Raw genomic sequence first — 23,875 nt, 5'->3', positions numbered from 1 at the left:
GCTTTTAAATTTTTAAAAGCTGTCTTTTTTTGGCGTTATGAACTCATTCGAAACCGATTTATTCATTATTATGCTCAATTTCGGCAATGATTTCTTTGGCAGATTTGATGACCTGATTATTCAGCTGAATAATCATATTTGCTTGAGATGCTGCATTGATAAGGATTCCTTTTACTTTTGGCGATGCATTAACTGCTTTATACATCATATCGGGATTTATATTTGCATTAGGAATGGATACTAGTTCATCGGCGAGCTTAAAAACCAATGCGTTGTAGTAGGTTTGCCAATCGTCTTTTGATGGCACTACGGTTTGATAATATTCCAAAATTCCTGTTTTTAATTTTCGATCCTTGATGAGACCAATTTTCCCACTAGATCGGAATCCTTCATAATTTCCGGTATTTCTGATCTTAAAGATCGGATTAAGGTTCATCTTAATACGGTCATTCGGGTTGACTTTCACCAAGCTATCAATTTTTTGTTGGTTTAGTTCTCCGTAAAATTTACAACCTTCAGCTGTATTTGTCAAGTAGGAATTTTGCTTTTCCAAATCGTGGACATCTTTTTGGAGGTCGACTTTTAGATCTTCCAAAAATTCTTTTACTTCTCGTTGTTCATGCCGATGCTCGCTCCAGCCGTGAAGCCATATAGAAAGTGATACTGCAAAAACGATAATGAAGATCTCAATGGATATTTCTTTCAGTTTTTCAGAGAGGCTATGCTTTGGCTCTTTTGCGGTTTTATAAATTTTCTTCGTGTGCTTAATGATCTCGTCTTGCATTTTACAGCTTTAAGTTAATATAAAGGTGATTTTGTTAAATATTGGTGCTAATACACAAAGATGCAAAAGTTTGGTAAAACACACAAATTAATAACTTGTCCATTACTTTTTTGAGGAAGAAAATAGTAACGGGCTCAGAACAGAGAAATTGCGTATATTTATGATAGTAAATTACCAGAAAATAGGCTATATTATGAAAATATGGACAGGATTGCTATTAATAGCGGTTTTTATACTTCCTTTCCTCGCTTGTGGACAAAATCCCTATCAGATCAATGGGGTAATACCTCAATTGAAGGACGGTTCCAAAGTATTTTTGATCTACGAAATAGAAGGTAAGTCTGTTGTTGATTCCACTATTTCAAGAGGTGGAAATTTTTCGTTTTTTGGGACGGTAGACTATCCTGTTTCATCGTCGCTATATCTCGATAAAAATCCTTATGTAAATAGACCCTCTCGCAATGAGCAAATGGATTTTTTTCGTTTTTACCTTGAGCCTGTCACTATGCAAATGCAAGCAAGCGACTCCTTGAAAAATATAACGATCAGTGGATCTCAAATTAATCTCGACCAAGATGCTTTTAAAAAGATGCGTAGCTCCGTAGATGATAACTTTACAGCACTTAATAAAGAATTTTATGCACTTTCAGCCAATCAACAAAACGATCCTAAAGTACGGGAGGCTTATATTGATCGGGAAAAAGGATTAATGGATGACCTATATCGTGTTCATTTAGCATTTGCTCGTCAGCATCCATCGTCCTACCTTAGTTTAATCAGTTTATCCTTTGTTGCTGGACAGGAGAAATTTATAGACGAGGTTAAAAGGATATATGCCGATTTAGCTGAGAAGCTCAAAAGCTATCCTTTGGCCAAAGAGATACCCATGCAGTTAGAATCGTCAATCAGGACCAAAGTTGGACAGGTTGCCCCCGATCTCGAACTTCAAACTCAAATGGGTACAAGTCTAAAATTATCTGAATTCCGAGGAAAGTATCTATTGGTAGACTTTTGGGCTAGTTGGTGTGGACCATGCCGCGAAGAAAATCCAAATCTAGTAGCGCTTTACAATAAATACAAAGATTCGGGATTCGAAATCTTAGGAATATCTTTGGATAAAGTAGCTCAACGCAAACAATGGGTCGAAGCAATTGCAGATGATAAGCTGAGCTGGCCACAAGTATCTGATTTAAAAGGTTGGGATAGCCAAGCAGCAAAACGTTATGGCATCAATTCCATACCAGCAAGCTTCTTGTTGGATCCTACAGGAAAAATTGTGTACCGCAACCTCAGGGGGAAAGATTTAGAAGAAAAATTACAGGCGATCTTTTCAGATAAAAGCGATCCTAAATAGCCAGTTTAGTAGTATATACAATAAGCTCTATTAAGATTGGGATATTCTCGTTAGGGTCGCGAAACCTAAGTGTGAAACCGACTGAGGGGGGCTGGTAATAAAAATAGACTGATCAAATCGCTCATTAATCTAATCTATAAATAAATTCCTCAATTTCGATTTGGCGTGCATTAGCAAAACCGCGATCTGTACCAACCCTAACAAAACCACAATTTTCCAATACTTTTTGGGAACCGAGATTATCGAAAGCGACGCGCCCATACATAGGGCGGTTTGTTTCAATTGAAAGAAACGCTTTAAGTCCCTTTGTTGCAATTCCACGTCCCCAGAATTTTCGGTCAATCCAATAAGTGATCTCAGCATCACCTTCAATAACAAACTTCGCAATACTTCCTACAATTGTCCCATCAATCAGAATCGTTTGATTGTTTATACTTGGCTCATTGAGAAATTTAGCATACTTCTCAAGGTAAGCTTTCTTATCTGAAGAACTACTTGAGGTAAAAGCCGCGAGATAATTTGCTTCTTCATCAAGCTGAAACTGATAATGTGTTTCTAAATCCGTGTATACTGTCGGTCTAAGAGTAAGTTGAAAGTTGCGGTCATCCATGCTTTTTATATTCGGTTTATCCCCAAATATAGTAATAAATACTTTTCCTTTAGTCTTCATCGAAGTCAACCGACGACAACTTGAGGAAAAGCCGAACAGTGCTCGAACAAAGATAGAATTTAAGCCAATGTGATGTTCTTTCATTGAGCCCATATGGGGAGATGTGTAGATATCTCGATCTCTGAAACAGCATCCTGGTATTTAAACACAGTTTCAGGTACCATGTCGTTTTCGCTTATATCGACCCCCTTAACAGAGGAAAAGAGATTTAGATGCCTTTTCACAAGCGGAATGGTATGAATATATAAATGAGTTATTTTGTCCGTGCTGGAGTCACAACTAGTACTTTTCTTAGCCTTAGACCTCGCATGGCATATATGCATATTATCGGTGTAAAAAAAGATCATTTCAATCTTATTTTCAGGGTACAAGGCTTTAATATCTTGTAGCATTTGAAGATGCGTCTTATTAACGATATTGATCTCCACAGCAAAATCTTCATCGTTACTTAACAGCAACAACAGTTGTTCCTCAAATCTCCTATATCCATATTTTAAACCAAGTGCAGCATAGCTTTGAACAAAGAGATTAGGGTCAAGTATCTTGATCCCTTCGGGAATGAAATACTGCCCACAAGTACTTTTCCCAATATGAGGAGGACCAGTTATCACATATATTGTTGCCATGATCAGATACTTTGAATTGTCCCATCGCTATGCTCTTCAACCATTTGGCCATCCTTGCTATAAACCAACGGCTGTTCACGGGAAAACAAGTAGGAGCGAATGCTCGTTTGTAATTCTTGCCTCCATTGAATCTTTTCATCCGCAGACATAGTGAATGGGTCTTTTTTCATCTTTCCAGTTTTGACAAGTTGTTCTTCTTGAATTATCCTTTTCATTTAAAAATTAATTAACATTAGCTTATACGATCAATTAAATATAAACATATATTAATATAATATAAAAAAATATTAACACAAAATACGCAGGAAATTTGATAGACCGACTTTAAATTGGCAACATAATCCATTATAAAAATTAACAGACGCCGTATATTCTTTTTATCAAGAAAGTATACAAAAGAATTATACAGTTGATTGTTTAAGTTATATACTGATTTGAATTTTTTAGGGGCTGAAGTCAAAATTTAGACAACTAACTCAGGAAACCGACAAGGTATAAAGAAGTACTTTTCACTCGGGCAACTATTTCGTTTTCTTGAAGATCGTGAACTCAGTTTATTTCTGCATCCTTGGAGAACGTAAAACTTTTTTAAACTCATTAAGCTTCCTCAGAATTTCGTATTCATAAACGACTCCCCAGATTTGGCTCTTATTATACGTGGGATTTTGTAAGATGAAATTCTAATAGAACGTTTCTTCCTTTGGTTTGATTTTGGTGTTGGTATAACACTTAAAACAGAAAAACCGTTTTTAACAGTGTTAAAGACGGTTTTTTTTTTTGCGGAAAGGGAGGGATTCGAACCCTCGATACAGTCATCCCGTATACAGTCTTTCCAGGACTGCTCATTCGACCACTCTGACACCTTTCCGTGTTTCAGTGCACAAATGTAGCAATTTTTTAATTTATTGCAACCTTATTCGTGTTATTTACCATCGGATTTGTTATATTCTATTGAGACTAAGCGTATTGTTTTTATTTTTTAATGAATAAAACTTATTCCTTATTTTTCGGAATGACAAATAATTATTTCGACATAAAAGGGGAGATCCTCGACATGGCACTAAAACGTACTCAGGAACGTATCACAATGATAGAATCTGCTTTAGAAACAGCAAGAGATTCAAGTAATGACGATACCAAAAGTAGTGCTGGAGACAAATATGAAACTTCACGTGAAATGATTCAACAGGACATCAACCGCTACCAGAAACAACTCCTCGAAGCCAATAAAGATCTACAGCAGCTAATCAGTATAGAATCATTACCAAATGATGTAATGGATGTAGCCAGATTAGGAACGCTTGTTCAAACCAGTGTTGGTCTATATTTGATCGCCACAAGTATTGGAGCTGTAAAAATAGGGACCAATAATATCTTCGTCATTTCGCCTGCATCTCCAATTGGACAACTACTTATCGGAAAAAAAATAGGTGATAGTTTTGTTTTTAACAACGTTAATCAGAAAGTTATTGCAATCTACTAAGTGATGAAAATACCGAAAAATTAAACAATATGTCGATGCATCTGTTCTTATTTAGTACAGAAACGAAGAATGACATGAAATTGAATAATTTACTTTTAATCTTCTTACTTGGCGCTTTACTGTTTATTCACTCTTGTAGATCGCCCGAATCGGACGAAAAACTAAGATCAAAAATCGAGGCAGCGTTGGAAACTACTGCAGGCATCGAAGTAGATGTCGAGGAAGGGAATGTAACGTTGGATGGACAGATCGGTTCGGATTCGCTCAAGCAGGATATAGAAAACAGAACAAAATTAGCGGGGGGAGAGGGTATCAAATCCATTCACAACAATATCATTGTAAATCTTCCTGAACCAGAAGATGCCCGTGAAAAATATCATGAAATTATGGGCGGCGCGATAGATTCTACCTTAACGAGAGACGTCAATCTTGTTCTGGAAGATTTTCCAACCATTACGGCTCAGGTGAAGGAAGGAATTATAATTGCGACAGGTAATCTTGAAAAATCAAAAATCGATACACTAAAGAAAAGATTAGAGCATATCAAGCCCAAAGGTATTGATATGAAAGGTGTCACCAGTCGCTAAACAACGAAAAGAAGCTATCCATCGATTAACGGGTAGCTTCCTTCATTTGTTCATATGTTTATTTAATACCTAAGTTAAGCATTTTCTATTAGATCTCGTATAGCAACAGAAGCTATTGCCCCACCAAAGGCTGCTGGTAGATATGACATGGTACCATAAGCAGACTTTTTAAAGTTACTCCCATCAGTATATAATAATGAATCCTTGTTTGGAAGTTCAGTTGAAAATGCCACTTTCACTCCATCACGTATACCATGTTTACGCAATTTCTTACGGATATGCTGGGCCAACTTACAATTATAAGATTTACCGATATCAGCAATTTTTATTTTTGTAGGATCAACTTTGCCACCGGCGCCCATTGAACTGACAAATGGTATATTGGCTTCTAATGCTCTCCGAATAAAAAATAGTTTAGGTGTAATACTATCAATAGCTTCCACACAATAATCTGGCGCTAAATCTAGCAAAGCTGGTATTTTTTCCGGAATAATAAAATCCTGTATCACAGTTAAATCTAATTCCGGATTGATCGCCATTAATCTTTCTCGCATAATCTCAGCTTTTGCTTCACCATGATTAGTTGCCAAGGCAGGTAGCTGCCTATTACGATTGGATGGATCTACGGTGTCTCCATCAATAATGGTCATTTTTCCAACACCTGCTCGGCATATAAATTCGGCAGCAAATGATCCAACACCGCCTAATCCCAAAACCATCACATGCGAATTTGCCAATTTTTCAACCGCTGATCGACCTATCAATGCTTCGGTACGTGACAGCCAACTTAAATCTTTCATTTATCTAAATTTGTTTTTTATATTATAATGAAACCTTATAGCTATCCGACAACGTGAATAAACAGACTATGATGGCCTCATTTATTAAATACATTCTTATAATTTTGGTATAAAACCCGCTTTAACTCTTCCAATTCGATCGATCTGATCTGAGCAACGTATCGGTAAAGTGTAGCAATTTCTACGGTCGTATCTGTATCCGTTTCTAGAAACAAATGACTGAGTGAAATATTTTCTAAAAGTTCGTCTTGACTTCCGTTTAAACAATGTTTTCCTATGGAAAGATAATACCCTTGATCGATTAACTGTTGAGCCAAGGTCCAGTTCTTACGATATCCATGAAAAACAACAGCTTCGCTAAAATTCACTTTTTTCAAACAACCAACAATCTCCTGAAAAGCTCGAACACAATGAATGATCAAAGGCTTCCTATACGTTTTAGCCAAGCGAACCTGTTGATCAAACACAAGCTGTTGGTCGGCGAGGGGAGTGGCGATATTTTTGTCCATACCACATTCACCTATGGCTAAAACCTGACTCAGCGCTAATGCATCCACCATGAGTCCCAAATCATGTTCAGTATTCTCATTGATATACCATGGGTGCAAACCTACTGAACAATCCGCTTCAGAAATTATCTCCGAATGGTTCAAGGTGATATTCTTAATGGAAAGAGTAGCACGTTCTTTCATCGGATAATTCCGATGCGTGTGTAGATCGATATAGGGAATCTGTGTAGCCAACGAGACAAAGGTCGAAAAAATACTTGAAGCAAAAAATATTCTCTACAAAATTAGTATAGTTTTATTCTCCCAAGCTAGCATCTAAAGCTTCAAGAATACCTGAAGCCTTCAAAAGACATTCTTGATACTCCTGATCGGCAGCTGCTGATTAGTAACTGCTCCCCCTGTATGAAAGGAAAGGTACCTTTTTTGTTTATTGTAAAGCAATGAACGGATAACAACGTTAAAATCGAATTCATCGCGCATGGTGTCAAAGTAACCGATAGATCCTGCATAGATACCTCTCTTTCGAGCTTCAAGCTGATCGCAAATTTGCATAGCTGCAATTTTGGGAGCACCTGTCATCGAACCTGCAGGAAAAGTATTTCTAAATACATCCACATTGGCGACTTTTGGGTCTTGCATACAGGTAATAGTTGAAATCATTTGATGCACTTGTTCGAAGGATTGAATCTCAAAAAGGCGAGTGGCCTCAACCGTTCCGGGAAGAGCACTTCGTGTCAAATCATTGCGAACCAAATCAACGATCATCACATTTTCGGCGATCTCTTTTTTTGACCTCAACATATCAGCTATAATCTGTTGGTCCTCTGTTGAATTTGCCCCCCTTTTGGCCGTCCCTTTAATCGGCTGAGAAATCAACTTTCCTTGTCTTTTCGCTAAAAATCGCTCCGGAGAAGCACTCATGATAAAATGATTTCCTACCTTGAAAAATGAACTAAAGGGCGTAGGTGATATGGTATTCAACCGATGATAAACTTCCATAGGAGCGATATCAGCATCATCAGCAAAAAATTCCTGACAAAGGTTCACTTCATAGATGTCTCCACGCTGAATATGTGCCTGTACATTTTCAAAAGCTTTGACATATTCACACTTTGTCCAACGCGACTTTACCTGTACAGAAATTGGGGTTATCGCAGGAATCTGAGTATCCGAAATGGCCTGATAGATTTTAACAGGATCCTCGGCTTCTATATGCACTTGATCTGCCGTCCATCGAAGCGTAATTGCTGGCACAAAGAAATAAGCTTCTGGAAATTCGAGCTGATCCTTTCCTGTTGTCTTTAATTCTTCTATCTCATTCTTAAGGTCGTAAGATAGAAATCCAGGGATAAACTGAGATTGATGTAATCTCAAAAAAGTGTCGAGCTGGTCAAATACATTTTCATTTGCACGGAAAGAGAATAATGCCTTGACAGCCAGTATCTGTTCAAATTTGCCCCATTGATCCGACATCCCATTACTATTAAAGAAAGAAATTTCATCAAATTGCCCCGACCAATGCAGGGCTTTTTGATGAAATTTATCTTTAGAATCGAGAAGATCAAAACTTTCGATCCGCATAGTTTATTTCGATAAAGCTAATGTTTGTTTACGATCAGGACCTACCGATAGGATCGTGATAGGTACTTCAAGAGCTTTCTCTAAATAAGAAATATAATTTTTTAATGCTTCAGGTATTTCTTGTTCAGACGTTATACCGGTCAAATCTTGTTTCCACCCATCAATTTCTTCTAAGATAGGTTCTGCTTGATGCGTGATGATTTCATAAGGCATATAATCAATCACTTCACCATTATATTTATAATGTGTACATGCGTAGATTTTGTCGAAGGTGTCCAAAACGTCAGCCTTCATCATAATCAAGTCTGTCACACCATTCAGCATAATAGCATATTTTAAAGCCGGAATATCGATCCATCCGGTGCGACGAGCACGCCCTGTAGTCGCTCCAAATTCATGACCTAATTGACGTAATTTTTCGCCAGTTTCATCGTGAAGTTCAGTAGGGAAGGGACCGCCACCTACGCGAGTAGCATATGCTTTAAAGATACCATATACCTTACCTATTTTATTTGGTGCGATACCCAGGCCTGTACAAGCTCCGGCTGTTGTGGTATTAGATGAAGTAACAAATGGATAAGAACCAAAATCAACATCCAAAAGCGTACCTTGAGCACCCTCAGCTAACACACGTTTGCCTTCTTTCAAATATTGATTCACCAAATGCTCTGAATCCACATGTGGGATAGATTTTATGAATTCGATTGCATCTAAAAATGCTTTCTCTTTTTCACTGAAATCAGGTATTTCACCATAGTGCGAAAGAATACTTAGATGTTTTTCTTTCAACTTTTGGTAACGCTCTTGAAAGTCTGGAAGTGTTGTATCACCTACACGCAAACCATTTCTACCGGTTTTATCCATGTAAGTTGGACCAATACCTTTCAGAGTGGATCCAATTTTTCCTGCACCCATTTTTGATTCTGAGGCAGCATCCAATAATTGGTGTGTCGGCAGAATAAGGTGTGCTTTACGCGCTAAAACCAAATTGCCTTTACCCACCGGATCAAAACCAGCTGTCTTCAGGTTGTCTAACTCTCTTTTTAAGATAATCGGATCGATAACGACACCATTACCAATAAGATTTAGTGTACCTTCATTGAAGATACCAGATGGAATTGTGTTGAGTACGAATTTCTTGTTATCGAATTCCAACGTGTGTCCGGCGTTAGGGCCGCCTTGGAAACGAGCGATTAAATCGTATTTTGGACAAAATACGTCTACGATTTTACCTTTACCCTCGTCACCCCATTGTAAGCCCAAAAGCACATCAACTTGCATAGCTTTTAAAGTATAGTAATTAAAATGTTATTAATAAAAATAGACTCTATTTAAAAATAAAATGTTCAGGAATTTTTCCCCTGAACATTCCTGAACAAATGTACTATTATATTTAAGAAAATATAAGATTAATTTGAAATAGCTTCGTGAGCGACGGCCTCTTCTTTTTTGTTCTTAAGTTGACAGTCTTGACATACACCATACAAATTGAGTGAGTGGTGCTTAATGTCAAATTTTAAAAGATCTCCCATGAGGCTCTGAATTTGGTTGATACGTGGATCACAGAATTCAACAACCTTATTACATTCAATACAGATCACGTGATCGTGTTGTTTGAACCCGTAAGACTTCTCAAATTGTGCCATGTTCCTTCCAAATTGGTGTTTTGTAACCAAATCACAAGAGACCAAAAGTTCTAGGGTATTATAAACTGTAGCACGACTGACACGATATTTCTTGTTCTTCATATGAATATACAAAGACTCTACATCAAAGTGATCAGTACGTGAATAAATCTCTTCCAAAATCGCATAGCGCTCTGGTGTTTTTCTTAGATTTTTATTTTCTAAGTAGGCTTCAAAGATTTTTTTTACAGTTGCAAAATTTTCAGCTTGATTCATAGTAAAAATATTCTTGTACAAATTTACCAATTAAGATTGATATTTCCTCTATTAAAAATAGTGCTTAATAGTAGTCGCCTTAGCGAAATTTTCAATCCAACACTTGGTTATTAATTTTCCGATTCATATCGATTGACACCTGTTATCCCTCTGACTTGCTTTAAATTTCTCATCAAACTTTCAAGCTGAGCAGTATCATTCACATAGACCATAATATTACCATCAAAAATACCATCGTTACTTGAAATTGACAAGGACCGAATATTAACAGCAAATTCTTGCGAAATAACAGTTGTAAGCTTATTTACTAATCCAACATCATCTATGCCAACGATATGTAAACCTGTCAAAAATGCAGAATCTTTTGTAGAAGCCCAACGTGCTTTTAGAATTCTATAACCATAATTTGCCATCAGCTTGGATGCATTTGGGCAACTTGTACGATGAATTTTTATACCATCATTTACGGTCAAAAAGCCAAAGACATCGTCACCAGGGATAGGGTTACAACAAGGAGCTAAGGTATAATCGACTTTCTGCATATCGTCCCCGATTAAGATCGTATCGAATTCCTTCTTATTTATCTTTTCAACTAGTCCACCTATATGGGTATTAAATTGATTTCCTGATGAAGAACTTACATTAATTTCAACTGCTTTTTCATGCGCTACATATTCTCTCAGTTGCCTAATGTCAACAATGCCCTTAGCAACATTGTAGAAAAGATCCTGCGAACTGGGGTATTTTAAAAAGTTGGCAATTTTGTTAATATTATCCGTATTATAGGTAACTTTTAACGATTTCAACTTACGTTCCAAAATCTCTTTCCCATCCTCCGCAACTCTTCTCTTTTCCTCTTTTAGAGAAGATCTGATTTTGGATTTTGCTTTTGCAGTCACAACAAAATTCAACCAATCCTCCTTAGGCGACTGCTTGCTTGATGTAATAATCTCTACCTGATCCCCATTTTGCAAAATATGACTTAAAGGAACAAGTTTGTGATTTACTTTGGCGCCAATACAACTTGCCCCAATATCAGAGTGGATCTCAAAGGCAAAATCTAAAGCAGTGGCATTGTTGGGTAGTTGAATCAGCGTTCCTTTGGGAGTGAATATAAAAATCTCATCGGAGAAAAGATTCATCTTAAAATCATCCACAAAATCCATCGCATTCTGATCCGGGCTACTTAAGACATCGCGCACCTTTTTGATCCATTGATCCAGGCCAGAATCGGAATTTGATTCTTTATACTTCCAATGCGCTGCAAACCCTTTTTCTGCAATTTCATTCATCCGTTTGGTTCGAATCTGAACTTCGACCCATTGCCCTTTAGGCCCCATTACCGTAGTATGTAAAGACTCATAACCATTCCCTTTTGGAGAGGAAATCCAATCCCGAAGACGGTCGGGGTTAGGGCGATATAAATCTGTGACAATAGAATAGACTTTCCAACATTCGGTCTTTTCTTTCTCATCAACAGCATCTATTACAATACGTATAGCAAACAAATCATAAACCTCCTCAAAAGGAATCGATTTTTTTCGCATCTTATTCCAAATAGAGTGGATTGATTTAGGTCGTCCAAATACGGACGCCTTAATACCCTGTTCCTCCAATATCTCTTTGATGGGACCAATAAAATCGCCTATAAATTTTTCGCGCTCGGCTTTTTTCTCATTCAGTTTTCGAGCGATAAATTTATAGGTATCCGGATCGGTAAATTTCATCGAGAGATCTTCCAATTCAGATTTTATCGCATACAGCCCAAGACGATGCGCTAATGGTGCATAAAGGTAACTTGTCTCCGAAGCAATCTTCAACTGCTTATCCCTGGCCATAAATTCCATGGTGCGCATATTGTGCAATCGATCTGCCAATTTAATGAGAATTACACGAACATCGTCAGCCAGTGTGAGCAACATTTTCCTGAAATTCTCCGCTTGCATGGAACTATTTGGATCAAAAATCCCTGAAATCTTGGTAAGCCCATCGATAATTCGGCGAACTTTCTTACCAAACATTTCTTCAATTTCATCCAATGTAACATTGGTGTCTTCAACTACATCATGGAGCAAGGCGCATACAATAGATGTTGTTCCTAAGCCAATCTCTTCAGCAGCAATCTGGGCAACAGCAATAGGGTGATAGATATAAGGCTCTCCTGATTTGCGTCGCATCTCTTTATGACTATCCAATGCTAAATCAAATGCCTTTCGGATCTCCTGCTTGTCTCCGCGTTGTAAAGTTGGCTTACAAGCGCGCAACAATGCACGGTAACGTTTCCTAATCTCTTTGTTTTCTGCTTCAATATCAATCACATAATCTTTCATAAACGTTGCAGGTAAATGATGTTTTTTGAGTAAATTTGTGTAATTTAGTTAATGTATTCTTGAATACTATTTTCAAGCTAACTTATTTTGTAATAAATCTACCAAAATATTATAGCATTGACAAATTAAAAAGCGTTATATAATTGCCCAAATGAAGACAATATTATTTTGTTTGCTTTTCCTCACAGGGACTTTGTCCGTATGGGCACAGTCTCAATCACTCACTCTTCCTTTGTACGGAGAAGGTGCGCAGGAGACCGTAAACAGTTATATGACAACAACCTTGGTAACCGGAGAGGTGTTACCCTGGTTTCCGATCCCAGAGGTCACTGTCGTGGCCAAAAGAACCTGGTCAAGTGAAGAAGCACGAAGAGAATATCTCCGCTTTAGAAGAAATGTTCTAAAGGTTCTTCCTTATGCGATATATGCGCAAAAAAGATATGATCAGCTAGACAGAGATCTCGCGCTGACTTCGGATAAAAAGGAACATAAAGCATTGGTTGAAAAATGTGAAAGTGACGTAAAACAGATGTTTGACCGAGAAATCAAAAATATGACTATTTCACAAGGCAAAATACTCATTAAATTGATCGATCGTTATACGGGACATACTGGCTATGAAATGGTAAAGGAAATGAAAGGTGGGATTTCCGCTTTTTTCTATCAGGGAGTTGCGAAAATATTCGGTCACAACCTAAAGTCAACTTATGACCCAAAAGAAGACTTTGCCATTGAAAATATCATTAGGGAATTCGAAAAGTCGAGACCTCAACCTGTCATGTGACCAATCAAACCAAAACCAGATGAAAACAGTATACGACTTTGACGCACTTCAGTTTAACGGTAAAAAAAAATCCCTCGCTGACTTTGAAGGTAAAGTTTTACTCATCGTCAATACTGCCAGCCAATGTCTCTTTACCAGACAATTTAAATCGCTCGAAAAACTCTACCAAAAATATAAAGACCAAGGCTTCGAAATTCTGGCATTTCCAGCAAATAACTTTCGTAACCAGGAACCGTTAACCGGTGGTACGCTAGAGACATTCTGCCGGATCAATCAACAGGTGAGTTTCCCTGTTTTTAAGCGTAGCCATGTTATCGGCGAATATACAACACCTCTATACAGTTTTCTGTCGAGCAAAGATCAAAATGGACACATTAATAGTAAACCTTCCTGGAATTTCCACAAATATCTGGTAAACAAAAAAGGAGAGGTCATTGATTTCTATTATCCGACTACTTCGCCATTGTCAAGTAAAATTTGCCGCAATATTGAGCGTCTTTTACAAGAGTAATCTATAAACTGCTTACATTTGCGGCAGCTCCCCACAGCGCAGGCCAAGTTGTATATCGACTTAGCATCAATAACTACGCGGGATTAGTAAAGGCTTTCTGCCAAAGCTATCCATCGGTCAATTGGAATGATTTACCATGAAAAGGGAAGCCAATTTAAAGAGAGAAATATTATATGTTAAAATTAGATTTACTTATCATTGCTGTACATCCAGATGACGCCGAGCTAGGCGCCGGAGGTGTGATGGCAAAATATGTTGCTGAAGGAAAAAAGGTAGGAATTGTTGATTTAACCCAAGGTGAGCTCGGCACACGCGGCACAGCGGAGACCAGAGCACAGGAAGCAAAAGATGCTGCCGAAATATTAGGGCTGGCCGTTAGAGAAAATCTTGGCCTAAGAGATGGTTTCTTTGAAAATGCTGAAAAAGAAAAAATGGCTGTAATAAGAGCCATCCGCAAATACCAACCGGAAATTATCATTACAAATGCCATTACGGATCGTCACCCAGACCACGGAAGAGCCGGACAGATGGTCAACGAAGCCTGCTTTCTTGCCGGCTTGAGAAAAGTGGAAACTTTTGATCAGAACAATATTTCCCAGGAGGCCTACCGCCCCAGATTGGTACTGCAATTTGTACAGGACTATTATATCAAACCTGATGTTGTCATTGATATAACGGATTATTATCACATTAAAGAAAAATCTGTATTAGCTTACAAAACTCAATTTTATACCGGAGAAAATGTAAACCCGGATGAACCACAGACTTATATTTCTAATCCGGATTTCATGGAATCAACTGCTGCTAGAGCGCGAGAATTTGGACGGTACATCCAAGCGAAATATGCGGAAGGGTTTACTTCAAAGAAGATACTTGGCGTTGATGATTTATTTCATCTGAAGTAGAACTTATCTGATACTATAGTAAAATAAAATGCGGGATTATTCATGTTTTAACTAGAATCGTCCCGCATAATTCCTGAAACAAAGTTTACAAACTGATTTTATGGAAACAACACCAGCAGCATGCTGATTTTACTGAAGTTTATCCAACAAAGCAATCGTCTTGACAATTATCGGGAACATAACCCTCAGAAGAAATTAGACCATCGTTTTTGGCTTCAAAATAAACCTTTGGCCTTTTCTTTTTATCAGCAAATCTTCTTTGCTTTCTCATAAACTTGATCCAGCGTGGACGCTTCTTAACCTTTTAGGAAATAAATCCTTTTACATACTGTTTTGTGATTTCATTCTGCGGATTCAATAAAACTTGTTCTGTTGGTCCAAACTCAAGAATCTCTCCACCATAGACAAACAAAATATAGTCAGAAACGCGTCGCGCCTGCCGCAATATATGCGTCACCAATACAATGGTATAATCTTTCTTCAATTCAATTAATAATTCCTCAATTTTAGCAGTAGAAAGGGGATCTAATGCTGATGTCGATTCATCCCCAAGGATAATCTCAGGCTCTACAGCCAAACCTCTTGCAAGACAAAGCCTTTGTTGCTGACCAATGGACAATCCGCTGGCCGAATGTCCAAGTCGATCCTTAACTTCGTCCCATAGAGCCACATTTCGCAATTGCGTCTCTACAATTCTATCCAATTCCTTTTTGCTTCGTGTACCATGTATACGGGGGCCATAAGCCACATTATCATAGATCGACATTGGCAACGGGTAGGGCTTTTGGGATAAGAGACCCATTTTCTTACGGATATGTGTTACCTCAGCATTTCTGCCATAAATATCCTCACCATTAACGAGAACAGAACCCGTTATTTCAACACCCTTGGTATCATCTACCAATCTATTAAGCGTCTTTAAAAGCGTAGTCTTTCCACAACCCGAAGGACCAATAATAGAAGTTACACTATTGTTAGGCAGGGCAAGATTAATGTTTTTGAGTATATGTCGGCCGTCAATATGGACATTAAGATCCTTGATTTCAATGTGTGGATCGCTCAAGGGGTCTGTTATCGACGATTTTTTTGTTTCGATTGAAGGATATGAGTGCATACTACAATAATTAAAATAATGATTGTTAAAACTAAAGCTGAAGCATAAGCGCGACCCTGAACTTCAGGAATAGGACTACTTAACTGAAAAAATATGGCCAATGGCAACGTTGCTGCCGGTTCATCAATATATTTTGGAAGATTATCACTAAAACCAGTTGTCAATAAAACGCCTGCAACATCACCAATAGCACGTCCAAAAGCCAGTAAAATCGCAGTAAGAAGCCCTGTTCGGATGCTCTTTAGCATAACCTTAGCCAATTCCCAGCGTGTCGTCCCTAGCGAAAGAGTGACATTTTTTAGGTCTTCAGGAATGGTTTTGATCAATTCATCCACGGTACGAACCACAATTGGAATGGTCAGCAATGTCACTGTAATGATTCCCCCCAACAGTGAAGCTCGAATACCTAAATAAACCATAATCCCAAAACCAACAGCCCCATACACGATAGAAGGGACACCATACAATACATCAAACAACAGTTTAGAAAGTTGTGTCACTTTTGATTTTGTTCCCAAATAAACATTAAGGTACAACGAAATCGGAATTCCTATAATTGCAGACAAGGCTGTTGCGACACCTGCTAAATAAAGAGAACCCAAAATCGCATTCAAAATCCCACCTTCTTTTCCAATATAAAACCCACCTTTTGGTAACTGACTAACCATCTCCCAACTGAGATAAGGAAGCCCCTTATACAAGATAGTTCCTACGATAAAAAATAGGGAAGCAGTCACAGTTATCCCAGAGAGATGCATAAAACCTTTGGCTACCTTTTCACTCAATAGCCGTCTTTTCGTATTATCCATGCTGAGCTCCTTCCAGTCGTCTCAATATAAGACGAGATATTAAGTTAAAAACAAATATGATTACAAACAGCAGCAACGCGGAGAACATTAATGCAGATTCATAGAGTGGAATTGACATCATTTCCCCAAAATTATTGGCTATTAATGCTGGAATTGGATATCCCGCATCAAATACCGAAGTCGGTACTTTTGCAACATTGCCGCAGACCATCAATACCGCAATTGTTTCACCAAAGGCCCTAGATGTTGACAAAACAATTGCAGCCACAATCCCAGGTCTAGCTTTCTTCAGAATAACATGTTTGATGGTGTCCCATTTTGTCGCACCCAAGGATAGCGAAGCCGCTTTTAACTCATAGGGTATCGTTTGAAGCACCTCTACCATAATAGAAATCATAATGGGAAAAATCATCACCGCTAATACAATTCCACCGGCAAGCACAGAATAACCCGATGTAACAACCCCAAAGACGGGAGCTATATACAACTGAATTAAAGGCACAATAAATAACACTCCCCAAACACCATAAAGAACCGGTGGTATTGCCGCTAAAATATTGACCAACGGAAACATCATATTCTTTAAGGCATCCGAAGCATATTCAGTCAAATAAACAGCTGTCAGTATACAAAGCGGAATCGCAATAGCAAGAGAAATCAAGGTAACAGCAAGCGTACCTGCAATAAAAGGCAAAAAGCCAAACGACCCTTTCATTGGTGACCAAACCTTGTCGGTTAACAGTTGAAAGATATTACTATATTCAAATAACGGAATCGATTTTATGGTTAAACCAACTGCAATAATCACCACAACTGAAAGTGAAATCAGTAAGAGGAGCAAAGTGGATCGCTTGACCAGTGTATCTTTAACGAGACGAGTATTTAGCATGCTATAACTTATTAAGTTCTTCTTTTATCAGTGTTTCATTTAGTGGGACATAACCATTTTCAAGGAGTTGCGATTGCCCCTGTTTCTGGAGTACAAAAGAAATAAACTCCTTCAACAGAAGGGATTCGGTCTTATTACGCGTTACAAAGGTTAACTCTCTTGAAGGTGGAGCAGGGTATTTCCCCGTAGCAACGGCCTCAGTCAAATTAGATAGGGTACCATAAAACTGCTCATCATCTTCAACATGTCCATTTTTATTCAGATCCAAAGGAACAACAGCAATACGGTCAAAGACCTTGTTAGTTTTTAGATTATAAACGTAGTTAATGTTATTGAATCCAATCCCATTGATATCATCCTTAATAGCTTGGGCAATCCCGGGGTCACCAAAAATGCCAATACCTTGCAGATCTTCCTGCTTATGACCAAAAAATTTGGCCCATGTTTCAGCTGCTCCAGCGGCATCGGAACGCACATACACGTTGATAGGGTCCGCCGTAAACTGAGAATCGATCTCTTTCCAGGTCTTGAACTTTCGATCCACAAAAATATTCAACAATTCTTCGCGACTCAAACCACGCTTCAAAATAGCAGGATAATTAGGGTTGTCAGGATTGATTGTACAGATAACAGCATCTTTAGCAACAATAATCGGAACAGCTCCTTTTTTTATTTCTTGCTCATGCAGATCTCTCGACACCATCCCGATATCAACCATCCCTGTAAGAACATCTGCAATCCCTTTTCCAGCACCTCCAGCTGAAATATTGAAGCGAACATTCGGGTGCATTTTTTTAAAATCTTCACTCCAAACCACTGCCAAAGGATAAAGGGCAAATGCACCGGACAAAGAAATATTCCCTTCAAAACCATGTTCCTTGCTGTAACCATTTTTAACTTTCGGCGCACAGGAAGTCATTTTAAATACGATTACACAGCTTAAAATCAGAACTATAAAACACTTTCTCATCATTACACCTAAAAGTCTACAGGTTTTGTATATTAAATTTTATAGGGCAAATATATATTAATTTGGTAGATATTATAGAATATTAAAAAAATATTTTTACATTTGACCTCGAGAAAAGAATACTAAATCAATAGATTTTATTTGTTATATGCAAAGCTTCCGCACAGAATTAGAGAACCCAATCGTGGAAAAGGAAATTATCGAACTTGAAAAAAAGATTCGATTGTTCCATGAGGGCAAAATTGCCGACGAGAAATTTAGATCGTTGCGTTTGGCTAGGGGGGTATATGGACAAAGACAACCTGGAGTTCAAATGGTTCGTATAAAACTTCCATTTGGAAAGGTTACGTTTAAGCAATTGAACAAAATTGCAGCGATATCAGACGAATACGCAAGCCGCAACCTGCACCTGACCACACGTCAAGATATACAGATTCATTACGTTAGTCTTGACCGTACACCAGAACTTTGGTCCAAATTAGCTGAAGACGATATTACATTACGTGAAGCTTGTGGGAATACAGTCCGTAATGTCACAGCATCTCCAAGTTCAGGAATCGATCCAAAGGAGCCTTTTGATGTTTCGCCATATGCTCAGGCAACTTTTGAATATTTTTTGCGCAATCCAGTATGTGCGGAAATGGGAAGAAAATTCAAAATGTCATTTTCTGCCAGTGATGAAGACACTGCATTTTCCTATATTCATGACCTTGGTTTTATTCCAAAACTAAAAGTTGTCAATGGTGTGGAAACGAGGGGTTTTAAAGTACTATTGGGTGGGGGATTGGGATCTCAGCCTTTCTTAGCATCAGTAACAAGTGAGTTTCTACCAGAAGATGAACTGATCCCTTATATAGAAGCTACACTTCGTGTCTTTGATCGTTATGGTGAAAGAAATAACCGCAATAAAGCTCGATTCAAATACCTTATTCAGAAATTAGGGTTGGAAGAAGTGCTAAATTTAATTGAAGCCGAAAAAATTGCTACGAAGGTGAAAAGCTATCCGATCGACCGAACCAAAATCGAACAGCCATTACCACCAGATGACAGCCGGCTATCTACTATTGATCTAGATAGCGATTTAAACTATCAGGTCTGGAAGGGCACCAATACATTCGCGCAAAAACAAGACGGATATTATGGTGTTTATGTGCGGGTATCCACGGGGGATATTGGTACAGATAAATCTCGCGCGTTGGTTGCTGGTCTGAACAATTTGGTCGCTGACGATATCCGTATCACGCAAAACCAAAGCTTACTGCTAAAATACGCAACAGAAAAGTCACTGCCACATATCTATCAATTACTTAAATCTTTGGATCTAGCTCAGGTCGGTTTTGATAGTACAGCAGATGTAACAACTTGCCCTGGTACAGACACCTGCAATCTAGGTATCTCAAACAGTACCGAAATGGCTCGGGTTATTGAATCTTATATCGCTGAATTTCACCAAGATTTTGTCTTTAATCGTGATTTAAAAATAAAAATTTCTGGTTGTATGAATTCTTGCGGGCAACATGGCCTGGCACATATTGGCTTTCATGGTAGTTCCGTCAAAGCGGAGGGCAAAGTGGTTCCTGCAGCACAAGTTATGCTTGGCGGTGGAACAATTGGCAATGGTGAAGGGCGTGTCGCAGAGCGTATTATCAAAGTACCAACAAAAAGAGTTCTACATGTTGTCGAATGGGTGCTAAATGATTATAAAAAAAAATGCGGAAGCAAATGAAAATTTCCATGCTTACTACGACAGACAAAGTAAGAATTACTTTTATAATCTTTTAAAACCGCTATCGGATCTAACCAATCTTGCTGAAGACGAATTTGTCGACTGGGGGCATGAAGGAACTTTCCAAACAGCCATCGGGGTTGGCGAGTGTGCGGGTGTCGTTATTGACTTGGTTGCCACGTTGATCTATGAGGCGGAAGAAAAGTTACAATGGGCAAATGAAACATTTCAAGAATCCAAATTCTCGGATGCAATTTATCATGCCTATAATGCCTTTGTACAAGCAGCAAAAGCCCTATTATTGGATAAGGGAGTTAGCGCAAGTACACAAAATATCGTAATCAACGAATTCCAAACGCATTTCGTGGAAACAGGTGAATATAATTTTGACCAAACGTTTCCGGAATTAGTCTTACAGATGAGTAAAAATGAACCAACGGAGCATTTTGCAATTAACTATCTTCAGGAAGCAACGAAGTTTATCAATGAAGTCTATCAACGCAAAAATTTAAAACCAGTATTGGTATAGGAGGGAATAGGTATGTCAATAAAAGCAAAAGTAACATTGGTAGGAGCAGGTCCGGGTGACCCGGATCTGATCAGCCTAAAGGGCATCAAAGCAATAGAAAAAGCAGATGTCATTTTATACGATGCCTTGGTGAATGAAGAATTACTGGATTACGCACAGGCTGAATGCATCAAGATATATGTTGGAAAACGAGCAGAACAACTCTCTACTTCACAGGATGAAATTAATCGCCTTTTGGTTGATTATGCCTTAAACTATGGCCATGTGGTCCGTCTAAAAGGTGGTGATCCATTTGTTTTTGGTCGTGGTGGAGAAGAAATTGATTACGTACAACAATACGGTATTGAAACTGCAGTTGTGCCGGGTATTTCCTCCGCAATTGGGCTTACCGGACTACAACAACTTCCATTAACTTACCGGGGAATCAGTGAGAGCTTTTGGGTCATCACAGGCTCCAAATCGGATGGCTCACTATCAACAGATCTTTATCTGGCGGCAGAATCCAAGGCCACCGTCGTTGTCTTGATGGGCTATGGAAAATTGGCAGAGATCGTGGAAATTTACCGTGAAAGAAATCTTCACAATTTACCAATAGCCTTGATTCAAAATGGTTCATTGCCTAATGAAAAGGTTGTACTGGGTACTATCGATAATATTCTTGATGAATCAACTGAGAAAAGGGTCGGTGTACCAGCGATTATTGTAATCGGCGAGGTCGTTGCTAAGCATCGTTCATTCCAGAACATTAAAGAAAAAGCTTTAGCTTTATAAATATGAACCAGCTATTTCCAATATTCGTCAAACTAAATCAAATTGACACCTTACTTGTTGGAGGCGGGAAAGTTGCATTGGAAAAATTTCAGGCTTTAATTTCCAATGATGAGAAATTAAGACTGACCATTGTGACTAGGGAAATCATCCCAGAATTTGAGGAACTATTGCAAAATTACGCACAAATTCAGCTCTTCATTCGCCCTTTTACACCAGATGACCTTACCGACAAACAACTTGTCATTGCAGCAACCAATAACATAGAGCTTAACGAGCAGTTGCGTAATCTAACAACGCAAAATAACATCCTATTTAATGCTGCGGACAAACCCGACTTATGCGACTTCTATCTGGGATCCATTGTTAAAAAAGGCGACCTGAAAATAGCCATTTCCACCAATGGTAAATCACCAACAATTGCCAAAAGGGTGAAAGAACTATTAAATGACCTGCTACCTGAGGAAATTGACGAAACACTGTCACTCATGAGTACTTATCGAGAGCAGCTTAGAGGAGATTTCGAATACAAAGTAAAGCAGTTGAACGAGCATACCAAAAATATATTACGTTATGAACGTTAAGGAAATTAAAGAAATTATTGGCGAAAAAAAAGGAGTGGAGCTCTTACAAACAATAGCATCACTATTTCCTAATGAGGTAGTTTTTTCAACCTCTTTCGGTATTGAGGATCAAGTAATCACGGAATGGATTGGTAAAAATAATATTAATATCGAAATATTCACGCTGGATACTGGACGACTGTTCAAAGAAACCTATTCCCTGTGGAGCCGTACCTTGGAGCGTTATCAATTGCCCATCAAAACCTATACTGCAGATACAACATTGTTGGAAGATTTTATCAGCAGAAAAGGCCCAAACTCCTTCTATGAATCGGTTGAGAATCGAAAGGAATGTTGTAGGATAAGGAAAATTGAACCTTTACAACGTGCGATTAAAGGAAAAAAAAATTTGGGTAACGGGCATCCGATCAGATCAATCCATCAATCGCCACGATATGGACTTTATCGAATACGATGAAGCAAACCAAATCCTCAAAATCCACCCTTTATTTGACTGGACTTTTGAGGAAGTAAAAAATTATTGTAAAGAACAACATATTCCATACAATGTGTTGCACGACAGGGGCTTCCCAAGTATCGGTTGTCAACCTTGCACAAGAGCGATACAAGAAGGAGAGGACTTCCGTGCTGGTAGATGGTGGTGGGAAGATCAAAGTAAAAAAGAATGTGGTTTGCACGGTGTTAAATCATAAAATAGCGAAGCAGAAACCCAAATTCATTAAATCAAATTTTATTATTTCAGAGAATGGACTATTTAGATCATTTAGAAGCGGAAGCAATATATATTTTAAGAGAGGTAGCCGGACAATTTGAAAAACCAGCGCTATTATTCTCTGGTGGTAAGGACTCCATTACGCTTGTCCACTTGGCAAAAAAAGCATTTAGACCCGGTAAATTTCCTTTTCCATTAGTTCACATTGACACTGGTCACAATTTCCCCGAAACAATCACTTTCAGGGATTCACTGATTGAAGATATACGAGAAAAACTTATTGTTGGTTATGTTCAAGACAGCATTGATCAGGGTAAAGTCGTTGAGCAAAGGGGAAAAAATGCAAGTAGAAATGCCTTGCAGACAGTTACCTTACTCGATACAATCTCAAAACATGGTTTTGACGCTTGTATCGGTGGCGCACGTAGGGACGAAGAAAAAGCCCGTGCCAAGGAAAGAATCTTCTCAGTGCGTGATGAATTTGGACAATGGGACCCCAAACGCCAAAGACCTGAGCTGTGGAGCATCTTTAATGGCAAAATAAATAAAGGTGAAAATGTACGCGTGTTTCCCATTTCAAACTGGACCGAGCTCGATGTCTGGAATTATATCAAACGCGAACAGATCGCATTGCCATCTATCTATTTCAGCCATGAACGGGAGGTTATTACCCGAAATGGGCAATTGATGGCTGCCGCCTCATTCTTAAATATCGATGCAGAGGATATCGTAGAACGCAAATCTGTACGTTTCAGAACTGTGGGTGACATGACTTGTACAGCAGCGGTAGATTCAACGGCAACAGAGCTAGATGATATTATCGCTGAGATCAAGGCCTCAACGGTAAGTGAGCGTGGCGCCAGAATGGACGATAAGGTATCGGAAGCAGCTATGGAAGAACGCAAAAAACAAGGATACTTTTAATTCAAATCAAATACCTGATATTGAC

General features: G+C 38.5%; 25 protein-coding genes, 1 tRNA gene and 1 pseudogene. 12 read left to right on the top strand and 15 right to left on the bottom strand.

Going from position 1 to position 23,875, the window contains the following annotated elements; genetic code table 11:
- Positions 1-58: 58 nt before the first annotated feature.
- A complete protein-coding gene (locus tag BV902_RS14985; protein ID WP_075992632.1) occupies positions 59-784 on the bottom strand; it encodes a DUF6090 family protein in 726 nt (241 codons plus the stop codon).
- Positions 785-977: 193 nt separating this feature from the next.
- Here BV902_RS14985 and BV902_RS14980 point away from each other — a divergent pair, with 193 nt between their 5' ends.
- A complete protein-coding gene (locus BV902_RS14980; protein ID WP_075992631.1) occupies positions 978-2,138 on the top strand; it encodes a TlpA disulfide reductase family protein in 1,161 nt (386 codons plus the stop codon).
- 124 nt (positions 2,139-2,262) lie between these two features.
- Here the strand turns inward: BV902_RS14980 and BV902_RS14975 are convergent, their stop codons facing one another.
- The 4 genes from BV902_RS14975 to BV902_RS27360 form a co-directional block, all read right to left on the bottom strand.
- Positions 2,263-2,892 carry a GNAT family N-acetyltransferase gene (locus tag BV902_RS14975; RefSeq protein WP_237241654.1) on the bottom strand — a complete coding sequence of 210 codons (630 nt, stop codon included), beginning with the start codon at positions 2,890-2,892 and terminating at the stop codon, positions 2,263-2,265.
- Complete coding sequence (locus BV902_RS14970; RefSeq protein WP_075992630.1) at positions 2,889-3,434, bottom strand: hypothetical protein; 546 nt, start codon at positions 3,432-3,434, stop codon at positions 2,889-2,891. Before BV902_RS14970 ends, BV902_RS14975 begins: the two co-directional genes overlap by 4 nt.
- A gap of 2 nt (positions 3,435-3,436) precedes the next feature.
- The gene (locus tag BV902_RS14965) at positions 3,437-3,649 is read right to left on the bottom strand and encodes a hypothetical protein (protein WP_075992629.1); all 213 of its coding nucleotides are present in this window, start codon (positions 3,647-3,649) and stop codon (positions 3,437-3,439) included.
- Between the two features lie 565 nt (positions 3,650-4,214).
- Positions 4,215-4,302, bottom strand: a tRNA-Ser gene (locus BV902_RS27360).
- 114 nt (positions 4,303-4,416) lie between these two features.
- Between BV902_RS27360 and BV902_RS14960 the strand changes: the two genes are divergently transcribed.
- Complete coding sequence (locus tag BV902_RS14960; RefSeq protein ID WP_083663630.1) at positions 4,417-4,917, top strand: GreA/GreB family elongation factor; 501 nt, start codon at positions 4,417-4,419, stop codon at positions 4,915-4,917.
- Positions 4,918-4,952: 35 nt separating this feature from the next.
- Entirely contained in the window at positions 4,953-5,504 is a 552-nt protein-coding gene (locus BV902_RS14955) for a BON domain-containing protein (RefSeq protein WP_157698454.1), read from the top strand.
- Between the two features lie 74 nt (positions 5,505-5,578).
- Here BV902_RS14955 and BV902_RS14950 read toward each other — a convergent pair whose 3' ends face one another.
- The 6 genes from BV902_RS14950 to BV902_RS14925 all read right to left on the bottom strand — a co-directional run bounded on the left by BV902_RS14950 (position 5,579) and on the right by BV902_RS14925 (position 12,625).
- On the bottom strand, positions 5,579-6,304 hold the full coding sequence (locus BV902_RS14950; RefSeq protein ID WP_075992627.1) for a tRNA threonylcarbamoyladenosine dehydratase: 726 nt from the start codon (positions 6,302-6,304) through the stop codon (positions 5,579-5,581).
- A 77-nt stretch (positions 6,305-6,381) separates the two neighbouring features.
- Entirely contained in the window at positions 6,382-7,047 is a 666-nt protein-coding gene (locus BV902_RS14945; RefSeq protein WP_083663628.1) for a TatD family hydrolase, read from the bottom strand.
- Between the two features lie 108 nt (positions 7,048-7,155).
- Positions 7,156-8,394: an anthranilate synthase component I family protein gene (locus BV902_RS14940; protein WP_237241652.1), complete on the bottom strand. Its 1,239-nt coding sequence runs from the start codon at positions 8,392-8,394 to the stop codon at positions 7,156-7,158.
- 3 nt (positions 8,395-8,397) lie between these two features.
- A complete protein-coding gene (locus BV902_RS14935; RefSeq protein WP_070564133.1) occupies positions 8,398-9,675 on the bottom strand; it encodes an adenylosuccinate synthase in 1,278 nt (425 codons plus the stop codon).
- 128 nt (positions 9,676-9,803) lie between these two features.
- Positions 9,804-10,295, bottom strand: a complete 492-nt coding sequence (locus BV902_RS14930; RefSeq protein WP_075992626.1) for a Fur family transcriptional regulator — start codon at positions 10,293-10,295, stop codon at positions 9,804-9,806.
- A 110-nt stretch (positions 10,296-10,405) separates the two neighbouring features.
- A complete protein-coding gene (locus tag BV902_RS14925; RefSeq protein WP_075992625.1) occupies positions 10,406-12,625 on the bottom strand; it encodes a RelA/SpoT family protein in 2,220 nt (739 codons plus the stop codon).
- 151 nt (positions 12,626-12,776) lie between these two features.
- Here BV902_RS14925 and BV902_RS14920 point away from each other — a divergent pair, with 151 nt between their 5' ends.
- The 3 genes from BV902_RS14920 to bshB1 all read left to right on the top strand — a co-directional run bounded on the left by BV902_RS14920 (position 12,777) and on the right by bshB1 (position 14,825).
- A complete protein-coding gene (locus BV902_RS14920) occupies positions 12,777-13,409 on the top strand; it encodes a DUF4294 domain-containing protein (RefSeq protein ID WP_075992624.1) in 633 nt (210 codons plus the stop codon).
- A 19-nt stretch (positions 13,410-13,428) separates the two neighbouring features.
- Positions 13,429-13,920, top strand: a complete 492-nt coding sequence (locus BV902_RS14915) for a glutathione peroxidase (RefSeq protein WP_075992623.1) — start codon at positions 13,429-13,431, stop codon at positions 13,918-13,920.
- Positions 13,921-14,093: 173 nt separating this feature from the next.
- A complete protein-coding gene (gene bshB1, locus BV902_RS14910; RefSeq protein WP_075992622.1) occupies positions 14,094-14,825 on the top strand; it encodes a bacillithiol biosynthesis deacetylase BshB1 in 732 nt (243 codons plus the stop codon).
- A gap of 304 nt (positions 14,826-15,129) precedes the next feature.
- Here the strand turns inward: bshB1 and BV902_RS14905 are convergent, their stop codons facing one another.
- The 4 genes from BV902_RS14905 to BV902_RS14890 are packed head-to-tail and all read right to left on the bottom strand — an operon-like array spanning position 15,130 to position 18,556.
- A complete protein-coding gene (locus tag BV902_RS14905) occupies positions 15,130-15,939 on the bottom strand; it encodes a phosphate ABC transporter ATP-binding protein (RefSeq protein WP_075992621.1) in 810 nt (269 codons plus the stop codon).
- A complete protein-coding gene (locus tag BV902_RS14900) occupies positions 15,897-16,748 on the bottom strand; it encodes a PstA family ABC transporter permease (protein ID WP_075992620.1) in 852 nt (283 codons plus the stop codon). Before BV902_RS14900 ends, BV902_RS14905 begins: the two co-directional genes overlap by 43 nt.
- Positions 16,741-17,637, bottom strand: coding sequence for a phosphate ABC transporter permease subunit PstC (gene pstC, locus BV902_RS14895; protein ID WP_075992619.1), 897 nt, complete (start codon positions 17,635-17,637; stop codon positions 16,741-16,743). The genes BV902_RS14900 and pstC overlap by 8 nt, the downstream gene beginning before the upstream one ends.
- A gap of 1 nt (position 17,638) precedes the next feature.
- Positions 17,639-18,556, bottom strand: a complete 918-nt coding sequence (locus tag BV902_RS14890) for a PstS family phosphate ABC transporter substrate-binding protein (protein ID WP_237241650.1) — start codon at positions 18,554-18,556, stop codon at positions 17,639-17,641.
- A gap of 199 nt (positions 18,557-18,755) precedes the next feature.
- Between BV902_RS14890 and BV902_RS14885 the strand changes: the two are divergent.
- From BV902_RS14885 to cysD, 6 genes and pseudogenes are all read left to right on the top strand, one after another.
- Positions 18,756-20,862 (top strand): annotated as a pseudogene (locus tag BV902_RS14885) (HEPN domain-containing protein).
- 12 nt (positions 20,863-20,874) lie between these two features.
- Positions 20,875-21,633 (top strand): uroporphyrinogen-III C-methyltransferase, encoded by a 759-nt coding sequence (gene cobA / locus BV902_RS14880; RefSeq protein ID WP_075992617.1) that lies wholly within the window; start codon positions 20,875-20,877, stop codon positions 21,631-21,633.
- 2 nt (positions 21,634-21,635) lie between these two features.
- Positions 21,636-22,214 carry a precorrin-2 dehydrogenase/sirohydrochlorin ferrochelatase family protein gene (locus BV902_RS14875; protein ID WP_075992616.1) on the top strand — a complete coding sequence of 193 codons (579 nt, stop codon included), beginning with the start codon at positions 21,636-21,638 and terminating at the stop codon, positions 22,212-22,214.
- The gene (locus BV902_RS14870; protein ID WP_335682238.1) at positions 22,204-22,671 is read left to right on the top strand and encodes a phosphoadenosine phosphosulfate reductase family protein; all 468 of its coding nucleotides are present in this window, start codon (positions 22,204-22,206) and stop codon (positions 22,669-22,671) included. The genes BV902_RS14875 and BV902_RS14870 overlap by 11 nt, the downstream gene beginning before the upstream one ends.
- Complete coding sequence (locus BV902_RS28565) at positions 22,649-22,906, top strand: phosphoadenosine phosphosulfate reductase family protein (protein WP_443019206.1); 258 nt, start codon at positions 22,649-22,651, stop codon at positions 22,904-22,906. Before BV902_RS14870 ends, BV902_RS28565 begins: the two co-directional genes overlap by 23 nt.
- Before the next feature lie 53 nt (positions 22,907-22,959).
- Complete coding sequence (gene cysD / locus BV902_RS14865; protein WP_075992615.1) at positions 22,960-23,850, top strand: sulfate adenylyltransferase subunit CysD; 891 nt, start codon at positions 22,960-22,962, stop codon at positions 23,848-23,850.
- Positions 23,851-23,875 lie beyond the last annotated feature (25 nt).

The organism is Sphingobacterium sp. B29, from assembly GCF_001952815.1.
GTDB classification, from domain to species: Bacteria; Bacteroidota; Bacteroidia; order Sphingobacteriales; family Sphingobacteriaceae; genus Sphingobacterium; species Sphingobacterium siyangense.
This window is presented reverse-complemented; position numbering and strand designations above follow the sequence as displayed.

Bases quoted from the DNA above. Each gene is read 5' to 3' on its own strand.
- BV902_RS14985 (WP_075992632.1), bottom strand. From the start codon at position 784: ATGCAAGACGAGATCATTAAGCACACGAAGAAAATTTATAAAACCGCA.
- BV902_RS14980 (WP_075992631.1), top strand. From the start codon at position 978: ATGAAAATATGGACAGGATTGCTATTAATAGCGGTTTTTATACTTCCT.
- BV902_RS14975 (WP_237241654.1), bottom strand. From the start codon at position 2,892: ATGAAAGAACATCACATTGGCTTAAATTCTATCTTTGTTCGAGCACTG.
- BV902_RS14970 (WP_075992630.1), bottom strand. From the start codon at position 3,434: ATGGCAACAATATATGTGATAACTGGTCCTCCTCATATTGGGAAAAGT.
- BV902_RS14965 (WP_075992629.1), bottom strand. From the start codon at position 3,649: ATGAAAAGGATAATTCAAGAAGAACAACTTGTCAAAACTGGAAAGATG.
- BV902_RS14960 (WP_083663630.1), top strand. From the start codon at position 4,417: ATGAATAAAACTTATTCCTTATTTTTCGGAATGACAAATAATTATTTC.
- BV902_RS14955 (WP_157698454.1), top strand. From the start codon at position 4,953: ATGCATCTGTTCTTATTTAGTACAGAAACGAAGAATGACATGAAATTG.
- BV902_RS14950 (WP_075992627.1), bottom strand. From the start codon at position 6,304: ATGAAAGATTTAAGTTGGCTGTCACGTACCGAAGCATTGATAGGTCGA.
- BV902_RS14940 (WP_237241652.1), bottom strand. From the start codon at position 8,394: ATGCGGATCGAAAGTTTTGATCTTCTCGATTCTAAAGATAAATTTCAT.
- BV902_RS14935 (WP_070564133.1), bottom strand. From the start codon at position 9,675: ATGCAAGTTGATGTGCTTTTGGGCTTACAATGGGGTGACGAGGGTAAA.
- BV902_RS14930 (WP_075992626.1), bottom strand. From the start codon at position 10,295: ATGAATCAAGCTGAAAATTTTGCAACTGTAAAAAAAATCTTTGAAGCC.
- BV902_RS14925 (WP_075992625.1), bottom strand. From the start codon at position 12,625: ATGAAAGATTATGTGATTGATATTGAAGCAGAAAACAAAGAGATTAGG.
- BV902_RS14920 (WP_075992624.1), top strand. From the start codon at position 12,777: ATGAAGACAATATTATTTTGTTTGCTTTTCCTCACAGGGACTTTGTCC.
- BV902_RS14915 (WP_075992623.1), top strand. From the start codon at position 13,429: ATGAAAACAGTATACGACTTTGACGCACTTCAGTTTAACGGTAAAAAA.
- bshB1 (WP_075992622.1), top strand. From the start codon at position 14,094: ATGTTAAAATTAGATTTACTTATCATTGCTGTACATCCAGATGACGCC.
- BV902_RS14905 (WP_075992621.1), bottom strand. From the start codon at position 15,939: ATGCACTCATATCCTTCAATCGAAACAAAAAAATCGTCGATAACAGAC.
- BV902_RS14900 (WP_075992620.1), bottom strand. From the start codon at position 16,748: ATGGATAATACGAAAAGACGGCTATTGAGTGAAAAGGTAGCCAAAGGT.
- pstC (WP_075992619.1), bottom strand. From the start codon at position 17,637: ATGCTAAATACTCGTCTCGTTAAAGATACACTGGTCAAGCGATCCACT.
- BV902_RS14890 (WP_237241650.1), bottom strand. From the start codon at position 18,556: ATGACTTCCTGTGCGCCGAAAGTTAAAAATGGTTACAGCAAGGAACAT.
- cobA (WP_075992617.1), top strand. From the start codon at position 20,875: ATGTCAATAAAAGCAAAAGTAACATTGGTAGGAGCAGGTCCGGGTGAC.
- BV902_RS14875 (WP_075992616.1), top strand. From the start codon at position 21,636: ATGAACCAGCTATTTCCAATATTCGTCAAACTAAATCAAATTGACACC.
- BV902_RS14870 (WP_335682238.1), top strand. From the start codon at position 22,204: ATGAACGTTAAGGAAATTAAAGAAATTATTGGCGAAAAAAAAGGAGTG.
- BV902_RS28565 (WP_443019206.1), top strand. From the start codon at position 22,649: ATGGACTTTATCGAATACGATGAAGCAAACCAAATCCTCAAAATCCAC.
- cysD (WP_075992615.1), top strand. From the start codon at position 22,960: ATGGACTATTTAGATCATTTAGAAGCGGAAGCAATATATATTTTAAGA.